Raw genomic sequence first — 19,111 nt, forward strand, 5'->3', positions numbered from 1 at the left:
ACACAAATATCCATCAATGGTGAAAAGTCTCAGCAACAATGACTATCTGTTTACATTCTATGATTACCCAGAAAGTGTTAGGCATACGATTTATTCAACAAATCTGATTGAAGGAAACAATAAACAATTAAAACGAAGTTTCAAAAAGAAAGAACAATTTCCAACGGAAAAATCTGAAGAGAAATACCTTGTGATTCAATTCAATCGTTACAACGAGAAAAACATGAATCACGTACATAGAGGTTTTGGACAAACAACTAGAGAAGATTGGTTCAAGAGCTAATCTGCTTTACCAAGGATATACTTTTACACATAATTCTTGACGCTACCAATAACAGTTCGTGCAAACCTATAAACACAAAGTATTTATTGATTGAAAACACTCTGATTATGGCAAATACGAAACTACCTACTTATCCAATGATCTAAAGTTTTTCGTTTCTCTTATTAAACCAACATGTAAAAAAACGCCCAAAGTTTACTCTGAGCGTTCTTATCATTTCTTTGTGAGATTCTTTGATTTAGTACAATTTAGCCCCTGCCGGAATCGCATCATCCAGCACTAACAAATTCAAGCGTTCTTCCCCTGCTTCGTTATGTACGGCCGATATGATCATACCACAGGAATCAATTCCCATCATTTTACGTGGTGGAAGATTAGTGATTGCCACTAAAGTCTTGCCTACCAATTCTTCCGGTTCATAGTAATCATGAATACCACTTAAAATCGTTCTGTCTTCTTCGGTTCCATCATCTAAGATAAACTCTAATAATTTTTTACTCTTTGGAACCGCGCGGCATTCTTTGACTTTTACGGCTCTGAAATCTGATTTCGAGAATGTTTCAAAATCAACAAAATCTTTGAACAATGGTTCAATTTCCACTTTGGAATAATCGATGGTCGGCTTCTTATTGACTGTGCTTTTTACATCTGCAGAAGTTGATGACATAGTTTCCTGAGATTTCTTTTCTAACTTGGCACCCTTAGACTCTCCTGTTAACTTCATATGCGGGAACAATAATACTTCACGAATCGTTCTCTGATCTGTCAACAACATCACAAAGCGGTCGATTCCCAAGCCTACACCACCTGTTGGAGGCATACCATATTCCAAAGCTTCTACATAATCTACATCCATCTCATTGGCTTCTTCATCGCCTAAATCACGAAGTTCCAACTGTTTTTCAAATCGTTCTCTTTGATCGATTGGATCATTTAATTCCGAGAACGCATTGGCATATTCATGACCACAGATAAACAGCTCATAACGATCTGTAAAACGAGGATCTTCACTGTTTTTCTTAGCCAGTGGAGAAATCTCAATTGGATATTCATAGACAAACGTTGGCTGAACGATCGTTTCTTCTACATATTTGTCAAAGAACAGCTGAATGATATGCCCGATCGAGTTATGAATTTTCTCCACTTCAATATCATGTTCTTTTGCCAGCTGGCAAGCTTCTTCATAACTTGTGACCTGTTTAAAATCGATACCTGTTTTTTCTTTGATCGCATCACACATCGTAATACGTTTAAATGGCGCCTTCAAAGAAATCTCTTGACCCTGATACGTAATATCGGTTGTTCCTAACACCTTATTAGCTACATGATCAAAGAGTCCTTCAATCAGATCCATCATGCCATGTAAATCACTGTATGCGACATAGGCTTCTACCGTAGTAAATTCCGGGTTATGTGTAGCATCCATTCCCTCATTACGGAACAAACGCCCAATTTCATAGACACCTTCCAAGCCACCAACGATCAGACGTTTTAAAGGAAGTTCAGTTGCGATACGTAAATAGAAAGGCATATTCAAAGTATTGTGATGTGTAACAAACGGACGAGCCGCTGCCCCACCTAAAATCGGCTGTAGTACCGGTGTCTCTACTTCCATCAATCCCTGTCCATCCAGATATTCCTGTACCGCACGAATGATTTTCGGTCTTGTGATGGCAATGTGCTTAGCCTCTGGATTCATGATCAAATCCACATAACGACGACGGAAACGTTCTTCTACATCCGTCAATCCGTGATATTTTTCTGGTAATGGACGTAAAGCCTTAGATAAATGCGTATAAACTTGTGCACGAACGGATAACTGTCCATGATCGGTTTTCATGATCGTACCTTCGATACCAACAATATCTCCCAAATCGTTTTTCTTGAAGATCTCATATTGTTCTTCGCCGACAACATCTTTACGAACATAGATCTGAATTTGTCCATCTATATCCTGAATGTGCATGAATCCGGCTTTTCCCTGACGGCGTTTTGTCATAATACGTCCGGCAATCTTTACATGAACATCCAATTCCTGTAATTCTTCTTTTGTCTTATTCTCATATTGTGCAATGATTTTTCCAGAAGTTGTCGTTCTTTTATACGCAGAGCCAAATGGGTCAATTCCCATATCCTTCAAATCTTGCATCTTCTGGCGACGTACTCGTTCTTGTTCTGTTAATTTTTGTTGTGCCATATTGTTCTCCTTTTCTCTACAAAATAAAAAAGCATCCATCCAAGGGACGAATGCTCGTGTTACCACCCTAATTCATTTTTCAAATCACTTTGAAAAATCTCTGCCACTGTCTATAAACAGTGCTTCCTTTAATGCAGGAAATACATACAGCTCCAAGGTTTTATTCCTTTAAGTCCTGTGCTTTTTTTCACCAACCAAAAGCTCTCTGAAACATTTTCTTAAAGTACTCGTCCTCTTCTTAGCCTTTACGGGTGTATGGTACTAAACCTATCTTCGTTTGTCAAACACTTTCGAATTCTTTCTTATTATTTGTATTAAGAACGAACTTTTGACTAAGAATCCTTCTGTTTTCTTTCAATTTCAAACATGTATTTGAAATTGAAAATTTGTATACTTTAAAGTATACTACTTATAAGTATACAAATAGAAAGCAGGTGTTTTCATGTATGGCCGAAAAAAAGAAATTTCGTATTTAAATGAGTTATATAGCCATAATACTTTTGAATTTTTAATTATGTATGGTCGAAGAAGAGTCGGTAAAACAACTTTGCTACAGGAATTCTCTAAACATACAAATACAATTTTTTTCCCCGCTCGAGAAAAAAATGATGCTTTGAATCTAGAAGATTTCTCTAAATCGATACAACTTCATTTTGAACATTCTTTTATTGCTTCCTTTAAATCTTGGGAAAACGCTTTTAGCTACATAGGAAATAAAGTCCAAGATAGAACCGCCATCGTTATTGACGAATTTCCTTATATTATTGCGGAAAATCCATCTGTAAAATCTATTTTGCAGCATGCAATTGATCATGACTTTAAAAACAAAAATATCTTCTTAATCTTGTGCGGTTCCTCTATCAGCATCATGGAAAACGAAATTATGGGAAGAAAGAGTCCTTTACACGATCGACAAACCGCTACTTTAGAGGTTAAACCTTTTGACTATTTTGATTCCAGCATATTTTTTCCTAATTATTCAAATATAGATAAACTTTTAGCTTATGGTATTCTTGGTGGTATCCCTCGATATTTAGAGGCATTTGATCCTACAAAAAGCATAAAAGAAAATATCGCCTATAAAATTATTCGAAACGGTGCTTATTTATACGAAGAGCCAAATAACCTCTTAAAAGCTGAACTTAGAGAAACAAATATCTACAATTCAATTCTTTCTGCCATTGCGTCAGGAAAAAATCGAATCATTAATATTTCTGACTACATTCATGAAGATCGCACAAAAGTATCAAAATACCTGACAACGCTTCAAACTTTGCGCTTGGTAGAAAAACGTGTGCCTTGTGGCGAAAGTGAAAAATCAAAAAAATCCATTTATGTCATTAAAGATAATTTCTTAAAATTCTGGTTTCGTTATTCATTTACAGATAACACATACTATGAAATCCTTGGAGCTAAAGAGGCTGCAGATGAAATCATGGAAGATATTTCAAATTATATGGGAGATACTTTCGAAGGAATCTGTAAAGAATATCTTATTCGGCAAGCCAAAAAGCGAAATTTACCTTTTATTCCTTATCACATTGGTAAATGGTGGGGGACAAATCCATTTATTAAAGCTCAAGATGATGTAGATGTTCTAGCCTTGGATAAATCACAGACAAAAGCAATATTTATGGAATGTAAATTCACTTCAAATCCAATGCCTTTAGAGGAATATCAAGATTTAGTTAACGCCACAAAAGCTTTTCATAGAGTAAAAGAAAAATATCTATATTTTGTTTCCAAGTCTGGATTCACAAAACCGGTAGTCCGACAAGCCGCTTTAGATCACGCCAAGCTTTTAAACATTGATGACTTATTTGATGGCTTCGATCCAAACTAAAAAATGCCAGGGATATTTACCTTTAAAGGATAGGTATATATCTCTGGCTTTATGATTCATCCGTTTTTTACAAACATGCCTCCAACTGTTCTAAAGTGATAGGGCCCGGGCGAAGAATCTTTAACTTTTCCTGCGTACAATCCACGATTGTGCTAGCCTGTAAAGCTCTACATTTTCCTAATACCAAACCATCAATATCCGGCAATTGTTCTAATACATCATCGCTGGTCAATGCGGTTTTAGCTCCGGATTGATTGGCACTGGTTACCAATAACGGAGTATTTAATTCATCAATCACACGAAGAATAAAAGGCTCATCCGGAATACGAATCGCAATCGTATCTAAACCGTTTGTATATTCTTTTGGTACATTGTCTTTGACCTTTAACACTAATGTCAAAGCACCGGGCAAAAAACGTTCTGCGATCTTTTTTACTCTTTCGTCAACTACAGCTACTTGTTCCATATGCTCTATGGAAGATACCATCATCGGAATCGGTTTGGTTTCCGGTCTGTGCTTTGCGTTTTTCAGTCGCTGCAGATCCTTTAAATCTCCATACATCACACCCACTCCATAAACTGTATCTGTCGGCAAGGCAATAATTTTGTGATTTTGCAGTGCATAGGCAACCGCATTTATTTCTTCTTTACTATATGTTCTCATATGTCTATTATAGGTTTATGTTAAAATAGATACAAGAGAAAGGATGGTTTCATGTTTGAACATACGATTTGTGCCATTTCTACAGCTTTACAGGATGGTGCTATTTCCATTATCCGAATTAGCGGAGAACACGCCATACCCATCACAAATAAAATTTTTACCAAAGATCTAAGCGATGTGCCAAGCCATACCATCCATTACGGAAATATCTTAGATGGAGCCGGAAAACCAGTAGATGAAGTCCTTGTTTCTGTTTTTCGGGCCCCTAAAACTTATACACGCGAAGATATCGTAGAAATCAACTGCCATGGTGGCGTATTTATCACCCGAAAGGTTTTATCGATTGTTTTAAGCCAGGGGGCCGTATTAGCGAAACCCGGAGAATTCACACAACGCGCCTTTTATCATGGAAGGATTGATTTGTCCCAGGCAGAAGCTGTGCAAGATATGATTGATGCTAGCAACGATACGGCTGCCAGTTTGGCCATCCAGGGAATCCGAGGAAGCGTCAAAAAATTGCTTCAACCTCTTATTGACGAGCTATTAGACATTATTGCGCAAATCGAAGTCAACATTGATTATCCGGAATATGAAGATATCGAACAATTGACTACACAGGAACTTTTACCTAAAACCAACGACTGGCTTAGTAAGATCGATCAAATATTAAAACGCGTTCAAACCGGACAGTTGTTAAAAAAAGGGATCAATACCGTGATCATCGGACGGCCAAACGTGGGCAAAAGTTCTCTGCTCAATGCTTTATTAGAAGAAGATAAAGCTATTGTAACCGATATTGCCGGCACGACCCGAGATATAGTTGAAGGACAGATTCATATCGGTTCCGTGCAGTTAAACTTAATCGACACAGCCGGAATTCGTAAAGCAAGCGATAAGATCGAACAGATCGGTATTGAAAAAAGTCAGCAGATGTTACAGAAGGCACAGCTTGTTTTACTTGTTTTAGATGGAAGCAGCCCTTTAACCAAAGAAGATCAAATTCTCTTAGAACAAACAAAGGATAAACGACGTCTCATTCTTTTTAATAAAGAAGACATGCAACATCAAGACAAAGAGGGAATTTGGATTTCTGCCAAAAACCATCAAATACAACCTCTTCTAGATGCTTTAGAGAACATGTATAAACAAGATCTTTTAAAAGAAGAACCTGTTTTATCCAATGAGCGTCAAATTGGTTTACTAAACCAGGCCAAACAAGATATGCTTCGTGCTAAAGAGGCCATGGAAATGATGATGGAACCCGATCTTGTAGAAATCGATATTCAAGCAGCACACAACCATTTAAAAGAAATTCTTGGCGAAGTGCATAGAGAAGATTTACTAGATACTTTATTTTCAAAATTCTGTTTAGGAAAGTAGGTACATAATGGAAATATTTATTGAACAACTGCATGAATGGCTGATTCAAATTTCTTATTTGACCGTTTATTTTTTAGAAGCTCTTTCTTTGGCAAGTGTCATATACAGTACGTTTCATTCTTTGCTTGCCACATTTCGTAAAGATAAGAACAGTAAAAAGCCATTGTTACGCGGTTTAAGTATTGCCTTGACCTTCAAGCTGGCCGCTGAAATTGTGCGGACAATCACGGTAAGAAGTCTTTCGGAAATCCTGCAGATTGGCGCTTTGATCCTAGTCAAAGCGGCTATCACTTTCTTGATTCACTGGGAATGGAAAAGCAGTGATGTCATGCATAAAGACGTAGATGAATTTGAGTAGGTGTTGTCATGATTTATTTAAAGATGGGCTTGGCGATCCTTTGTCTTTTGTTGGTCATGGATCTTTTTCTGTTGATTCATCGCTGGTTTCCGCAGTTTCCCTCATGGGCTTTGTGGGGATTATTGTTGTTATTTGTGCTGCCCTGTATCACTTTTAATACTATCTTCCCTATCTTTTATTTACATCTTATGTTTTGTCTTCTAATCACGCAGCTTATCTGTCTGATCTTTCATCAGGATGTAAAAGGATGGGTCTTCTTTATTCCTTTTTTGTTGGCAATAACAATCTGCATTTACGGCATCTTCAATATGAAGAATATTGAAAAAACAACGTATGATCTTCAGACATCAAAAGAAATTCCTGATACCAAAATCGTCATGATCAGCGATTTACATTATCCAAATGCCATGACGGAAAAAGACTTAAATAACATGGTAAAAGATCTTCAAAAAGAAAAGCCTTCTTTTTATATTCTTAACGGCGATATCGTGGATGAGTTTACAAGCGTTGATCAGATGAAAACCGTATTTCAGACACTGGGCAAACTCACAAAAACGGCCAATGTCTATTATGTTTTTGGCAATCATGATAACCAACATTATGCCAATGAGCCGGCTTTTTCCAAAGAAACATTAAAAAAAGTGATTGAATCCAATGGCATCACCGTCTTACAGGATGATATCTTACATTTTGATCAAATTACCTTAATTGGCAGAGAAGACTCCGAAGAAAAAAGAGAGTCCTTAAAAAGCCTGGTAAAAACATGTAACTTAGACTCGTACATCATCGTTTTTGATCATCAGCCTAAGGATATAAGCTTGTGTGAAAAACTGGGTGTAGATCTTCAACTCAGCGGGCATACACACAATGGGCAAATCTTTCCTGTTGGCTCTCTGGCAAATTCTCTAGGAATCTTTGAACATGATTATGGCATGATAAAAAAAGGAAACTTCACGCAGATTACGACATCCGGCATTCATGGCTGGGGATTTCCAACCCGCACAGAAGGAATCAGCGAATATGTTTCCATTTCCATCACTTCGAATTAAACCATTTTAAGACTTCGCCGACAAAATACAAAGAACCACACACTAGAGCTCTTTGATGCGTCACTTGAAGTCTTTTTTCCATTTCTTCCATAGATAACACTTCAAAGCCCAATGTTTCTAAAGGATAAAGTCTGTCCGATGAAAAATTAACCAGATGAATCTGTCCTTGAAGACTTATTAAAACATCTAACATATGCTTTGCATCTTTTTCCTTTAAAACCGAAAAATAGATGTCTCCCTGCCAATTTTTTAAAGAAGCTACCAACGCATGTATCCCATCCAGATTATGAGCCCCATCTACCATCAATAGAGGTCTTTTTCGCAATACCATACAACGCCCTGGAAATATAAAACGATCAATAGCACCTTGAAAGGTGTTATAACGCATGCGAAATCCTAAATGATACAGTGTATCACAGGCCAGTATGAAATTTTTCATCTGATAGAATGGCTGATCAAAAACAAGGATACCATCCATAGAATTCATCCAATATTTTTTCCCCACTTTTTTATATTCCGGTAGATAAGAATAATAGAAAGGTGCTCTTTTAGCTCGTATATTCTGTTCAATGACGTGTTGAGCCTTCGGTTTATCTTCTCCACAAACAGCTAAGACACCCGGTTTAAAAATACCACTTTTTTCCTGAGCAATCTTTTCTATGGTATCTCCCAATATTTCGGTATGCTCTAATCCCACATTGGTTAACACGGTCGCCTCATAGTCCAAAGCAGTTGTCGCATCCAACCTTCCTCCCAAGCCTACTTCTATGATGGCATAATCCACTCTCTGTTCTAAAAAATAGGCAATTGCCAAAAAAAGATCCATTTCAAACATGGTCATGGAATTCTCAATAAATACTTTTTGATATTGATCAAACAATTCCTCTAAGTCTTGATCAGATATCATTGTTTCATTGATCTGTATTCTTTCATTATGCACCACTAAATGCGGGGATGTAAAAACACCAACTTGATAGCCCAGTTCTTCCAGCATTAAAGCCATCCAACGACACGTACTGCCCTTCCCGTTTGTTCCAGCCACCTGAATTTTTTTGAGCTTCTTATGATAGGGTAAATACTGATCCATAATTTCTTGGTAATCAACCAAATCCATATTTTTACTTTTCTTAGATTCCATCCATGAAATTTTTTCCTGTAGATTCATGATTAGTATTATAATAGAGTTTGTACAAATAATCCATGGAGGTTTACAATGAACTTTAATAATGACTGGCAAGAACTTTTTGATACTGAGATTCAAAAAGAGTACTTGAATAAAATTAATTATTTTTTGGCTCGTGAATATAAGACCAAAAAAATCTATCCCCCAAAAGAGAAGATCTTCAATGCCTTTTTAACAACATCTTTAAAAGATACAAAGGTTGTTATTCTAGGGCAAGATCCGTATCATCAACCCGGACAGGCACAAGGTTTTGCCTTCAGTGTAGCACCCAATGTTAAAATTCCTCCTTCATTAGTTAATATTTATAAAGAGATTGAGGATGAATATCACGTTAAACTTCATCGTAATGGTGATTTAACAGACTGGGCTAAACAAGGAGTCTTATTATTGAATCCTATTTTGACCGTAGAAGATTCAAAACCTCTTTCCCATCAAAATATTGGCTGGCAAAATTTTACAGATGCCGCCATACAGCGCATCAATGAAAAAGAAGACGCAGTGGTCTTCTTATTGTGGGGATCTAAAGCAGGTGCAGTTCGTCGCTTTTTGAATAACCCAAGTCATTTGGTACTGACAAGTTCTCACCCAAGTCCATTAAGCGCTTATCGTGGATTCTTTGGCAATGGACATTTTAAAAAATGTAACGAATTTCTCATTGCACATGGTAAAGAACCAATTCACTGGTTTTAAAAGCGCTTTAAATTAATGAGCAGGTGCGGTATTGCTTTACCATACTTTTAGACCTTCTACCATTTTGTGTGGTGGAAGGTTTTTATATACAAAAAAATCCTCCTCAGCCTACAATATATTTCGCCAAAAAACAGAGTATGATGAGGAGGTATTACCTATGTTAGTACAGAGAGTTCACGATCCTTCTGTATAACCGGAAACAGGAGATTCTGAATTCTTTTGCCTATCCGTTTGAGAACCGGAAACAATCGAATGCCTTTGCCGAGAACATCAACGGACAGATCAGAACCTATCTGAGTGTATCCAATGGTGTCGTTAACTTCATACGCTTCAGAAAAAGAATGTTCTACTGTCTGAACTACAAGATATTCTATTCCATAACAACATTTCTTTCTTCCGACAAGTATGACAGAAAAAGTAAATAAAAATAATTTAGAACACTCATGTTTTTTGGCATAAGAAAAGATGGCATATTTCTGGGTCTGTTACCCATGATTTATACCATCTTCTTCATTCCTTAACCCACTCTTAATCGTAGAGCGTCATTCTTTAAAACCACACGCTAAGTTAAATCACCAAAAATCCTTCTATTCTTTTTCCAACGCCTTTAAAAAGCTTTTTAAAAATGGGGTTCCATCTTTATGCAAACCATATTCTCCCATGCGTATGCTTGGCTTTTTCTCTCCGTGAAAATCACTGCCGCAAGTAATTAACAAGTTATGATCTCTGGCAAATTGTTCATAGTATTCATTATGATAATCTTGATGATAGTTGCTGTAAGCTTCTAATCCATCAATACCACAGTCTAAGGCATACTGCAGGCGTTCTTCCTGTTTATAAAATGTCTGATAAGGATGTGCAATGATCGCCAAGCCATTCGCTTCATGAATCTTTTGTATCGTTTCTTTAAAATCCGGATTGTATGCTTTTACATAAAGATCGCTGCCTGGCATACATTTGTCCCAGAAGAAATTGACCGGTGCCGGATCACTGCGCTTGCCACCGGGAATATAATCTTTAAAATCTTCGATATTCTGATAACGAGGATCCTGAAAAAGCCTTGTCATCATAATAAACCATGGATTGGTTCCATTGGCATCTCTGACTACCTTTTCTTCATCGATTTCTACTTCATATTTTTGCCGAAGTTTTTCAACTCTTTGATGAAATACACCATCATTCTTTTTTTGTATGTTTTGCTGTAACGTCTGAAAATAAGGATCATCCAAATTGATTCCATATCCTAATACATGTACATCATAATCTCCTAATAAGGTAGAACATTCGATGGCGGGTATGATTTGTATTCCTTCTTTTTTCCCTTCCGCCATCATATCTGTAACACCTTTAACGGTATCGTGATCGCTCAATGCCGCTACTTGAATATTTGCTTGTTTCAACATTTGTACTAATTCAGCCGGTGTAAATTGCCCATCACCACTTTGGTTTGAATGCATATGTAAATCAAAATGAATCATCTCTTTCATCCCTTTCCTTCATTCTTTTCTATAATCTATGAATTATCGCATATTTTATAAGTCAAAAGCTTTTCCCAATACTTGAATGGCTTTTTCCTTATCTTGTGCATCGATCGTCAATGAAATAGAGATTTCACTGGAAGTAATCATATAATAAGGAATATTGTTTTCACGTAATGTATTCAAAACTTTTGAGGCAATTCCACTATGTGTTGATATTCCTAATCCTACTAAGGAAAGCTTGATAAATCCAAGCATACGGGTAATTGGGTAATTCTGTCCCACTTTATCCATATTTTCCATGATCATACGACTTTGTTCTTCTGTACAATAGAAAGAGAAATTTGCCTTTCCTTCATCATCCAACTGCTGCGAAATTGTATCCAGGTTGATGTTTAGATCCGCAATCATTTGGAAAAGCTTCCCTAAAAAGACACCATCATTTTCAATGTGGCTGATACGCATGATCGCATAATCATCTTTTACACTTAAGCCTGTAATGGGCATATCTTCCAACTGTTTTGTATGTTCCATGATCCATGTTCCTTTCTTTTTTGAACCTTCCAATGCCTTTCCAAGATACAGCGGCACTTGATATTTACTTGCCAATTCTACACTGCGAGTTTCTAAGACGCCAGACCCAAGACAGGCCATCTGCATCATTTCCTGATAATTGACTTCTTTTAATCGTTTTGCCTTAGGATAGAGTCGCGGATCAATCGTATAAATGCCATTAACATCCGTATAGATATGACAAGCCCATCCTAATTTAGCTGCCAACGCTACTGCTGTTGTATCGCTGCCACCTCTTCCCAATGTTGTAATTTCACCATGTTCTGTAGCCCCTTGAAAACCAGCTACGACAACTACTTTTCCTTCTTCTAAATGCTTTTTAACATTGGTTAGATCAATATCCTTGATACGTGCATGTGCATGATGATGACTGGTAATAAAACCACATTGATAGCCGGTCAGTGAAATAGCTGGTATGCCCAATGCATCAATAGCCATTGCCAATAAGGTAATTGTTCTTTGTTCGCCTGTTGACAATAAAGAATCCAGCTCTCTTGTATTGATATGATCAGAAACCTGACTAGCCAGATCGATCAGTTTATTGGTCATACCTCCCATAGCACTGGCGACAACAATCAAAGTATGTCCTGCTTCGCGCATCTCTTTTACATGCTTAGCAATCGCTTGTATTTGTTCTATGGAACCCACGCTTGTTCCACCGTATTTCTCCACAATATTCATAAGCAACACCCTTCAAAACGGATTTATTTTATCACTAGAAAAAAGAATGCACAATGAAATCATGCATTCTCCATTATGACTTTTTTAGAAAGACTGGAAAGCTTTTTAATTCATTGGAAAATCTTCTGTATTAGCTATACATATATAAATTCAAAGTTCAGACTTTTTTGAAATTTGATCCGATTTTTTTGGAAAAAATTTTATTTTTCATTCATTTTTTCTTATGATATTACCAAGAAACAGGAGTACTTATGGACACAAAATATATTTTTGCGGATGCACTAAAAACATGTATGAAGAAATCACCCTATGAAAAAATTACAGTAAAAGATATCACAGATACTTGTAATCTATCTCGTCAGACATTTTATCGACATTTTTTAGATAAACAAGATTTGGTTAACTGGTATTTTGATAAGATACTACAAGAATCTTTTAAACATATGGGAGAAGGAAAGACGATTTATGAAGCTTTATTTAAGAAGTTTACTTTTATCCTTCAGGAAAAATTGTTTTTTAGAGCCGCTTTTCAAAACGATGATCAAAATAATTTAAGAGATCATGACTTTGAACTGATTTTATCTTTTTACACCGATCGAATCCAAAGTAAAACAGGGATGCCGTTATCTTCTATTTTAAAGTTTCAACTGGAAATGTATTGTCAGTCTTCTATATACATGACGGTAAAATGGTTATTGGAAGATACACCAATTTCTCCAGCCACATTAGCAAGCCAGCTATGTGATGCGATGCCACCAGAAGTCAAGAAAGCTTTTGTTTCCATCGATTTATTATAATGTGACACTTTCCTCATTCTGTAACTTATCTTTTTGAACACAAATCGTTACAATTAAATTGATAAAGCGCTTACAGAAAAGGAGAAAAAACACTATGTCAAATCGAATTATGTTAAATGAAACATCGTATCATGGTTCTGGTGCCATCCAGGAGATTGCCAATGAAGCCAAGACAAGAGCTTTTAAAAAAGCTTTGGTCTGCTCCGATCCAGACTTGATTCAATTCAAAGTCACAGAAAAAGTTACCAATGTATTGGATGAAGCAAGATTGGAATATGAAATCTTTTCAGATATCAAACCTAACCCAACGATTGAAAATGTACAAAACGGTGTAAAAGCCTTTAAAGAAGCTAAAGCCGATTACATCATTGCCATCGGTGGAGGTTCTTCTATGGATACATCTAAGGCCATTGGAATCATCATTGCCAACCCGGAATTTGAAGATGTACGAAGCTTAGAAGGAACTGCTGCCACTACTAAACCCTGTGTTCCTATTATCGCCGTTCCGACAACAGCTGGAACCGCTGCCGAAGTTACCATCAACTATGTTATTACCGATGTAGAAAGAAAAAGAAAATTCGTTTGTGTAGATCCACACGATATGCCGGTCGTTGCCGTTGTAGATCCTGATATGATGTCTACAATGCCTAAAGGTCTAACGGCTTCTACAGGTATGGATGCTCTCACCCATGCGATCGAAGGTTACACGACAAAAGCTGCCTGGGAAATGACAGATATGTTCCATTTAAAGGCCATTGAAATCATCAGTCGTTCTTTACGCAGTGCGGTAGCCAATGAAAAAGAAGGTCGCGAAGGTATGGCTTTAGGACAATATATCGCCGGTATGGGATTCTCCAATGTTGGATTAGGAATTGCCCATTCTATGGCACACACTTTAGGTGCGGTTTATGATACGCCTCATGGAGTGGCTTGTGCGATGATGCTTCCGATCGTTATGGAATACAATGCCGATTGTACACAAGAAAAATATCGTGAAATCGCTCGTGCTATGGGGGTTAAGAATGTCGATTCTATGACACAGGATGAATATCGTAAAGCAGCTGTCGATGCCGTTCGCCAATTATCCCAAGATGTAGGCATTCCCCAAAAGCTGGAAGCTTTAAAAGAAGAAGATCTTGACTTTTTGGCACAATCGGCCTTTGACGATGCATGTGCACCGGGTAACCCAAAAGATGCCAGTATCGAAGATCTAAAAGCGTTGTTTAGAAAACTAATGTAAACTCTATAGACAAAAGTGCATCCAAACATTGGATGCACTTTTGTTGTAATGTCTATTTGTATAGCTTTTTTTCCATAGAAAGATGAAACCGGGCAATCTGCTCTTTTCCTATCTCGATGGCTACTTCCGCTAGTTCTTCTACATTTTTGACAAATGTTCGAGTTAGATTGATTTCAATCAACATTCCTAAATTTACACCGCCGATCACTTCTAAATTTTGATAGGAATAACTAATTTTTACTGCTGTTTTAAAAGGAACTCCACCGATTAGATCACATAAAACAAGGATTTCATCACACGTTTTGAGAACATTAAGTGCATCGATCATCTTCTTAGATATATCTTCTAAAGAATCGTTTTCTCTATAATCAATAGATACATAATCTTCAGGCATTCCAACAATTTGTCTTAAACTGTTTGTTAAACCAGTTGCGAAAATCCCGTGTCCCGTTACAATCAATCCAATCTTTTTTTCTTTTGTTTTCATTCCATGTGATTGGTTGGCTGAATCGCATCATAGCCCGTTTCTTTTGTACGAATACGATATGCGGATCGAATTTCATAACTAAATATTTTTCCATCCCCTATTTCTCCGGTATAGGCTGCTTTTGAAATCGCATCAATGGTCTTCTTTTCCCATTCCGGAGACGATACGACAATTTCAAATTTAATTTTCGGCTGCATCTGCAGATCTACTTTAACCCCTCTAACTACTTCATTGTATCCTTTTTGAATACCACAGCCCATCACCTGATAAACCGTTAACCCCCTGACTTCTATTTCATTTAAAGCCGTTTTGACATCTTCAAAGGCTTCCTCTCTTACGATTGCTTCTATTTTGATCAACATATCGATTCTCCTTAATCAAATCCATTGAAACTCGGATAAGCTTGTTCGCCATGCATGGAAGCATCCATACCTATGGCTTCTTGTTTAGTTGTGGCGCGTAGAGGTACAAAGCACTTGACAATGCAACCACAAATCAATGTTCCCACGATCGCAATCAAGATGGTTAAAACAATGCCTTCTAACTGTGCTACAAAGAGTTCTGTCTGCCCAAAGAATAAACCATTCCATTGCGCAACATCGTTGATACTTGTCATACCGAATAATCCGGTAGCAATACCGCCCCAAATACCACCTAAGCCATGACAGCCAAACGCATCCAGCGAATCATCAATCTTACATTTTGATTTAACCAGCTTGACCCCAAAATAACAGATAGGACTTACGAATGCACCAATGATGAAAGAAGCCCAAATCGGTACAAACCCGGCTCCTGGTGTAATAGCCACTAAACCTACCACAAGGCCGGTAGAAGCACCAACCAAAGTTGGTTTTCCATCTTTGATCACATCGATCAACATCCATGACAACAAAGCACAAGCCGATGCAATAGCACTGGTCATAAACGCATGCGCTGCCAAACCATTAGCTCCTAGTGCACTTCCGGCATTAAATCCATACCATCCAAACCATAACAGGGTGGCTCCTAATACCACAAAAGGAATATTGTGTACACGATAAGCCACCTGATCATAACCTTTTCGCTTTCCAATCCATAAAGCCAAAACCAAAGCGGTTATACCGGAACTGATATGAACGACGTTACCTCCAGCAAAATCAACAGATCCTAAAGAAGCAATAAATCCATTTTCACCCCAAACCATATGAGCCAGTGGATAATATACGATCAAAGACCAAAGTGCTACAAAAAGAAACAAGGCTTTAAAATTCATTCTTCCTACTAAAGCACCGGTAAACAAGGCCGGTGTAATGACGGCAAACATCATTTGAAAAGCACAATACATCAAATGTGGTATTGAATCGGCATACGGCCCTGCCTGCCAATCTACACCATTTAAAAACGCATAGCTTAGATCACCAATCACACCACCATGATCCTGTCCAAAAGCTAATGAATAGCCAAATGCACACCACATGACTATCGCAAGTCCCATAATTGAAACACAGCCCATCATCGTGTTAACTACATTTTTTCTTCGCACCAGCCCGCCATAGAAAAACGCAAGAGCCGGAGTCATTACAAACACCAAAGCTGTACAAATCATCATAAATCCTGTATCGCCTGTATCCATCCTATCGATCCTTCCCTTCTTCTGTCATCTTAATCGTCTCGAGAACGAAAAAGGGCGCTAAAATGGATTTCCATTTTAACGCCTTTGTTAACAAGATTTAGTATAACAGAAAAATATAAAAACGCAACACTATTTTCAATTAATTTACATTTTATTTCATTCTGTTACATTTTAATTAATTCATACTCTCTGGTTCCCAAACCAATCTTCTGCGCATGATCCAGACAACTTTTCCATTCCGATTCCGGTGCAGAATTTGTAAAGTGATCATGATGATCCGTAAAGTTTGGATCTTCCAGGTGACGGGCCAACTGACTGCCCGGCAATGGTTTTGCCGCCATACAGGCATCTACACAAGCTTGATCTAATGCCAATGGATCTTTGGATACAAACATACCGATATTCGGTAAGATCGGTACATCATTTTCTCCATGACAGTCACAGTTTGGACTGACATCAACGATCAATGAAATATGAATGCAAGGTCGTCCATCTACGACCGCTTTCGTATATTCTGCCATTCGACAGTTCAACAACGCATTTGCGGCATCATTATCAAACTGGATCGCATCAAAGTTACACGCTCCTAAACAACGACCACAGCCTACACAGTTTTCCTGATTTACATGCATTTTTCTTGTTGTTTCGTCAAATTCCAATCCGCCATTGGCACATTCTTTCTGACAACGCGTACAGCCACGGCACAATTCTTCATCAATATGCGGTTTGCCGCTGGAATGCTGATCACACTTACCGGCACGAGAACCACATCCCATACCGATATTCTTGATGGCACCACCAAATCCGGTCATCTCATGCCCTTTAAAATGAGTCAAAGAGATAAATACATCGGCATCCATGATGGCACGTCCGATCTTGGCTTCCTTAATGTATTCGCCGCCTTCTACCGGTACATCCACATCATCCGTTCCTTTTAAACCATCTCCAATGATCACCGGACATCCCACGGTCAATGGTGTAAAACCATTCTGCCAGGCACATTCCAAATGCTCCAAAGCATTCTTACGACTGCCCGGATACATCGTATTACAATCCGTTAAGAAAGGTTTTCCACCTAATTCTTTGACCACATCCACAATGGCTCTGGCATAATTCGGACGTAAATAGGAAATGTTTCCCAGTTCACCAAAATGCATTTTAATGGCCACAAACTTTCCTTCCATATTTAAATCCGCAATTCCGGCACGACGCACCAGTTTCTGCAATTTTGTCGGCAGGCCATCCCCAAAAGCCTGTGTGTGAAAATCTGTAAAATAAACTTTTGCTTTCTCCATTCTGTTCACCTATCTTTCAATCGTATTGTACTGTACGATTTTTGTTTATACAACGTAAAAAGGGTTATCAAAAACTAACCCTTTACTTACGAATATTTATTTTCTGATTCCAGTAATATCCTTTTTTCCAATGCCGTTTGATATACTCTTCTTCCTGCATTGTTTTCCCTATCCGATGCGATAATCTGGACATATAAACGACCATTGATTCTTTGGTGATCTTATGATCGTGCGCCTCTAGCAAATCAAGAATTTCTTCATCCTTGATCGTCTCTCTGGCATTGGACATCAATAATTGTAAGATCAACAATTCATGTTCATGCATCACAAGAATCTGCTTTCCCTTATGCATGACCTGTTCTTCAAAATCAATGCGTATTTCACCGGATGACACTTTTTTATGTGCTAAATTATGAAAACGTTGATAATGGATATTATCTGTGGTTTCTTTCTTTGAAAAGATCTTTTTTAAATCTTCCAGACCGATTCCATGTTCAAGACAATATTTGCCCAGCTCTACTATTTTTTCCTCTTTTGCCTTATCCATATATTTACCCATAATAAAAGGAGAGGCTCCCCTCTCCTTTAAATTACACTACTTTAGACTATTTTTGTTTACGACGAAGTAATGCAACCATTCCGGCAAGAGCAGCACTCATTGTTCCGAATACTCCGGCAAGTGACATGGCAACTCCTGTATCTGTTCCGTCTGTTTGTTCAGATTCTTCTGTTCCTTCAGCTGGTGTATTAGGTTCTTCTTCATCACCTGGCTGTGTTGGTTCTTGAGCTGTTTTAGTTACGAATACATACATAACCTTAGTCTGTCCATATTCAACATCGGCTGCAATACCTTCGATATCCTGTACCAACTCATAACCTTCTGGTACAACTACATCTTCAATATATGTAGCAGTTTCTCCAACTGGACCAACCTGATCATCATATGTTTTTTCTAATACAACTTCATTTCCATTTTCCTGATCAACATAACGAACAACTAATGTTGCAGCTGCTGTTTCTTCTTCTGTGATCTTGTGTAAAGTAATTGTATAAGACTTACCTGGTGTTACGAAGAAATCACCAGTTACGATCAATTCATAGCCTTCTGGTAAATCTAATTCACTGTAATTAGCGATTCCATCATCATCTGGATCTACGAAGAAGTCTCCGCCACCAAGATTGTTTCCTTCTTTATCAACATATACTACATTGATGATTGTTCCTTCGATTTCTTTGTTCAATACGATTTCATATGTTTTTTCTGTATCAACAAATTCATCGCCTGTTACGCTCAATTCATA

Annotated in this window: 19 protein-coding genes and 1 other annotated feature; of the genes, 8 read left to right on the top strand and 11 right to left on the bottom strand. The window is 37.7% G+C overall.

All coding sequences use genetic code 11. The annotated features are described in order from the left end of the window. Positions 1–283: transposase (locus tag G413_RS11470; RefSeq protein ID WP_022789946.1), on the top strand; the 283-nt coding region annotated here is incomplete at its 5' end. 238 nt (positions 284–521) lie between these two features. Here the strand turns inward: G413_RS11470 and lysS are convergent. After that, complete coding sequence (lysS, locus tag G413_RS0109595) at positions 522–2,480, bottom strand: lysine--tRNA ligase (protein WP_022790659.1); 1,959 nt, start codon at positions 2,478–2,480, stop codon at positions 522–524. A gap of 39 nt (positions 2,481–2,519) precedes the next feature. Further along, positions 2,520–2,729, bottom strand: a binding site (T-box leader). Positions 2,730–2,922: 193 nt separating this feature from the next. On the opposite strand from lysS, the gene G413_RS0109600 reads away from it, so the two are divergent. Beyond that, positions 2,923–4,323: an AAA family ATPase gene (locus G413_RS0109600; RefSeq protein ID WP_022790660.1), complete on the top strand. Its 1,401-nt coding sequence runs from the start codon at positions 2,923–2,925 to the stop codon at positions 4,321–4,323. Between the two features lie 67 nt (positions 4,324–4,390). Here the strand turns inward: G413_RS0109600 and G413_RS0109605 are convergent, their stop codons facing one another. After that, the gene (locus G413_RS0109605) at positions 4,391–4,987 is read right to left on the bottom strand and encodes an L-threonylcarbamoyladenylate synthase (RefSeq protein ID WP_022790661.1); all 597 of its coding nucleotides are present in this window, start codon (positions 4,985–4,987) and stop codon (positions 4,391–4,393) included. Positions 4,988–5,038: 51 nt separating this feature from the next. Between G413_RS0109605 and mnmE the strand changes: the two genes are divergently transcribed. Genes mnmE through G413_RS11480 form a run of 3 tightly spaced genes read left to right on the top strand, consistent with a single transcriptional unit; the run spans position 5,039 to position 7,774 of the window. Then, positions 5,039–6,367 carry a tRNA uridine-5-carboxymethylaminomethyl(34) synthesis GTPase MnmE gene (mnmE, locus tag G413_RS0109610; protein WP_022790662.1) on the top strand — a complete coding sequence of 443 codons (1,329 nt, stop codon included), beginning with the start codon at positions 5,039–5,041 and terminating at the stop codon, positions 6,365–6,367. Between the two features lie 7 nt (positions 6,368–6,374). After that, positions 6,375–6,725, top strand: coding sequence for a DUF1622 domain-containing protein (locus G413_RS11475; RefSeq protein ID WP_022790663.1), 351 nt, complete (start codon positions 6,375–6,377; stop codon positions 6,723–6,725). Positions 6,726–6,733: 8 nt separating this feature from the next. Next, a complete protein-coding gene (locus G413_RS11480) occupies positions 6,734–7,774 on the top strand; it encodes a metallophosphoesterase (RefSeq protein ID WP_022790664.1) in 1,041 nt (346 codons plus the stop codon). Here G413_RS11480 and G413_RS0109625 read toward each other — a convergent pair. Continuing rightward, positions 7,761–8,912, bottom strand: a complete 1,152-nt coding sequence (locus G413_RS0109625) for a bifunctional folylpolyglutamate synthase/dihydrofolate synthase (protein WP_022790665.1) — start codon at positions 8,910–8,912, stop codon at positions 7,761–7,763. The two genes, G413_RS11480 and G413_RS0109625, sit on opposite strands and share 14 nt — an antisense overlap. Before the next feature lie 75 nt (positions 8,913–8,987). Here G413_RS0109625 and G413_RS0109630 point away from each other — a divergent pair, with 75 nt between their 5' ends. Continuing rightward, positions 8,988–9,647 carry a uracil-DNA glycosylase gene (locus G413_RS0109630; RefSeq protein ID WP_022790666.1) on the top strand — a complete coding sequence of 220 codons (660 nt, stop codon included), beginning with the start codon at positions 8,988–8,990 and terminating at the stop codon, positions 9,645–9,647. A gap of 587 nt (positions 9,648–10,234) precedes the next feature. Here G413_RS0109630 and G413_RS0109635 read toward each other — a convergent pair. Both G413_RS0109635 and G413_RS0109640 read right to left on the bottom strand, forming a co-directional pair. Next, positions 10,235–11,134, bottom strand: a complete 900-nt coding sequence (locus tag G413_RS0109635; protein ID WP_022790667.1) for a PHP domain-containing protein — start codon at positions 11,132–11,134, stop codon at positions 10,235–10,237. A 45-nt stretch (positions 11,135–11,179) separates the two neighbouring features. Next, the gene (locus G413_RS0109640) at positions 11,180–12,379 is read right to left on the bottom strand and encodes an aspartate kinase (RefSeq protein ID WP_022790668.1); all 1,200 of its coding nucleotides are present in this window, start codon (positions 12,377–12,379) and stop codon (positions 11,180–11,182) included. Positions 12,380–12,630: 251 nt separating this feature from the next. On the opposite strand from G413_RS0109640, the gene G413_RS0109645 reads away from it, so the two are divergent. Both G413_RS0109645 and fucO read left to right on the top strand, forming a co-directional pair. Beyond that, entirely contained in the window at positions 12,631–13,176 is a 546-nt protein-coding gene (locus G413_RS0109645) for a TetR/AcrR family transcriptional regulator (RefSeq protein WP_022790669.1), read from the top strand. 94 nt (positions 13,177–13,270) lie between these two features. Further along, complete coding sequence (gene fucO / locus G413_RS0109650) at positions 13,271–14,416, top strand: lactaldehyde reductase (RefSeq protein ID WP_022790670.1); 1,146 nt, start codon at positions 13,271–13,273, stop codon at positions 14,414–14,416. Between the two features lie 52 nt (positions 14,417–14,468). Here the strand turns inward: fucO and G413_RS0109655 are convergent, their stop codons facing one another. From G413_RS0109655 to G413_RS12215, 6 genes are all read right to left on the bottom strand, one after another. Next, positions 14,469–14,903: a PTS sugar transporter subunit IIA domain-containing protein gene (locus tag G413_RS0109655; protein WP_022790671.1), complete on the bottom strand. Its 435-nt coding sequence runs from the start codon at positions 14,901–14,903 to the stop codon at positions 14,469–14,471. Further along, positions 14,900–15,265, bottom strand: coding sequence for a P-II family nitrogen regulator (locus G413_RS0109660; protein WP_022790672.1), 366 nt, complete (start codon positions 15,263–15,265; stop codon positions 14,900–14,902). The genes G413_RS0109655 and G413_RS0109660 overlap by 4 nt, the downstream gene beginning before the upstream one ends. An 11-nt stretch (positions 15,266–15,276) precedes the next feature. Continuing rightward, positions 15,277–16,515: an ammonium transporter gene (locus G413_RS0109665; protein WP_022790673.1), complete on the bottom strand. Its 1,239-nt coding sequence runs from the start codon at positions 16,513–16,515 to the stop codon at positions 15,277–15,279. A 164-nt stretch (positions 16,516–16,679) separates the two neighbouring features. Next, positions 16,680–17,810, bottom strand: a complete 1,131-nt coding sequence (locus G413_RS0109670; RefSeq protein ID WP_022790674.1) for a DUF362 domain-containing protein — start codon at positions 17,808–17,810, stop codon at positions 16,680–16,682. An 82-nt stretch (positions 17,811–17,892) separates the two neighbouring features. Next, positions 17,893–18,357: a winged helix-turn-helix domain-containing protein gene (locus G413_RS0109675; protein WP_162138410.1), complete on the bottom strand. Its 465-nt coding sequence runs from the start codon at positions 18,355–18,357 to the stop codon at positions 17,893–17,895. A gap of 58 nt (positions 18,358–18,415) precedes the next feature. After that, positions 18,416–19,111, bottom strand: a 696-nt coding sequence (locus G413_RS12215) for a hypothetical protein (protein WP_027969166.1), incomplete at its 5' end; no start/stop codon positions are given.

It is taken from the genome of Faecalicoccus pleomorphus DSM 20574 (assembly GCF_000420345.1).
GTDB classification, from domain to species: Bacteria; Bacillota_I; Bacilli_A; order Erysipelotrichales; family Erysipelotrichaceae; genus Faecalicoccus; species Faecalicoccus pleomorphus.

Excerpts from the sequence above, each read along its gene's own strand:
- lysS (WP_022790659.1), bottom strand. The coding sequence starts at position 2,480 with ATGGCACAACAAAAATTAACAGAACAAGAACGAGTACGTCGCCAGAAG.
- G413_RS0109600 (WP_022790660.1), top strand. The coding sequence starts at position 2,923 with ATGTATGGCCGAAAAAAAGAAATTTCGTATTTAAATGAGTTATATAGC.
- G413_RS0109605 (WP_022790661.1), bottom strand. The coding sequence starts at position 4,987 with ATGAGAACATATAGTAAAGAAGAAATAAATGCGGTTGCCTATGCACTG.
- mnmE (WP_022790662.1), top strand. The coding sequence starts at position 5,039 with ATGTTTGAACATACGATTTGTGCCATTTCTACAGCTTTACAGGATGGT.
- G413_RS11475 (WP_022790663.1), top strand. The coding sequence starts at position 6,375 with ATGGAAATATTTATTGAACAACTGCATGAATGGCTGATTCAAATTTCT.
- G413_RS11480 (WP_022790664.1), top strand. The coding sequence starts at position 6,734 with ATGATTTATTTAAAGATGGGCTTGGCGATCCTTTGTCTTTTGTTGGTC.
- G413_RS0109625 (WP_022790665.1), bottom strand. The coding sequence starts at position 8,912 with ATGGAATCTAAGAAAAGTAAAAATATGGATTTGGTTGATTACCAAGAA.
- G413_RS0109630 (WP_022790666.1), top strand. The coding sequence starts at position 8,988 with ATGAACTTTAATAATGACTGGCAAGAACTTTTTGATACTGAGATTCAA.
- G413_RS0109635 (WP_022790667.1), bottom strand. The coding sequence starts at position 11,134 with ATGAAAGAGATGATTCATTTTGATTTACATATGCATTCAAACCAAAGT.
- G413_RS0109640 (WP_022790668.1), bottom strand. The coding sequence starts at position 12,379 with ATGAATATTGTGGAGAAATACGGTGGAACAAGCGTGGGTTCCATAGAA.
- G413_RS0109645 (WP_022790669.1), top strand. The coding sequence starts at position 12,631 with ATGGACACAAAATATATTTTTGCGGATGCACTAAAAACATGTATGAAG.
- fucO (WP_022790670.1), top strand. The coding sequence starts at position 13,271 with ATGTCAAATCGAATTATGTTAAATGAAACATCGTATCATGGTTCTGGT.
- G413_RS0109655 (WP_022790671.1), bottom strand. The coding sequence starts at position 14,903 with ATGAAAACAAAAGAAAAAAAGATTGGATTGATTGTAACGGGACACGGG.
- G413_RS0109660 (WP_022790672.1), bottom strand. The coding sequence starts at position 15,265 with ATGTTGATCAAAATAGAAGCAATCGTAAGAGAGGAAGCCTTTGAAGAT.
- G413_RS0109665 (WP_022790673.1), bottom strand. The coding sequence starts at position 16,515 with ATGGATACAGGCGATACAGGATTTATGATGATTTGTACAGCTTTGGTG.
- G413_RS0109670 (WP_022790674.1), bottom strand. The coding sequence starts at position 17,810 with ATGGAGAAAGCAAAAGTTTATTTTACAGATTTTCACACACAGGCTTTT.
- G413_RS0109675 (WP_162138410.1), bottom strand. The coding sequence starts at position 18,357 with ATGGATAAGGCAAAAGAGGAAAAAATAGTAGAGCTGGGCAAATATTGT.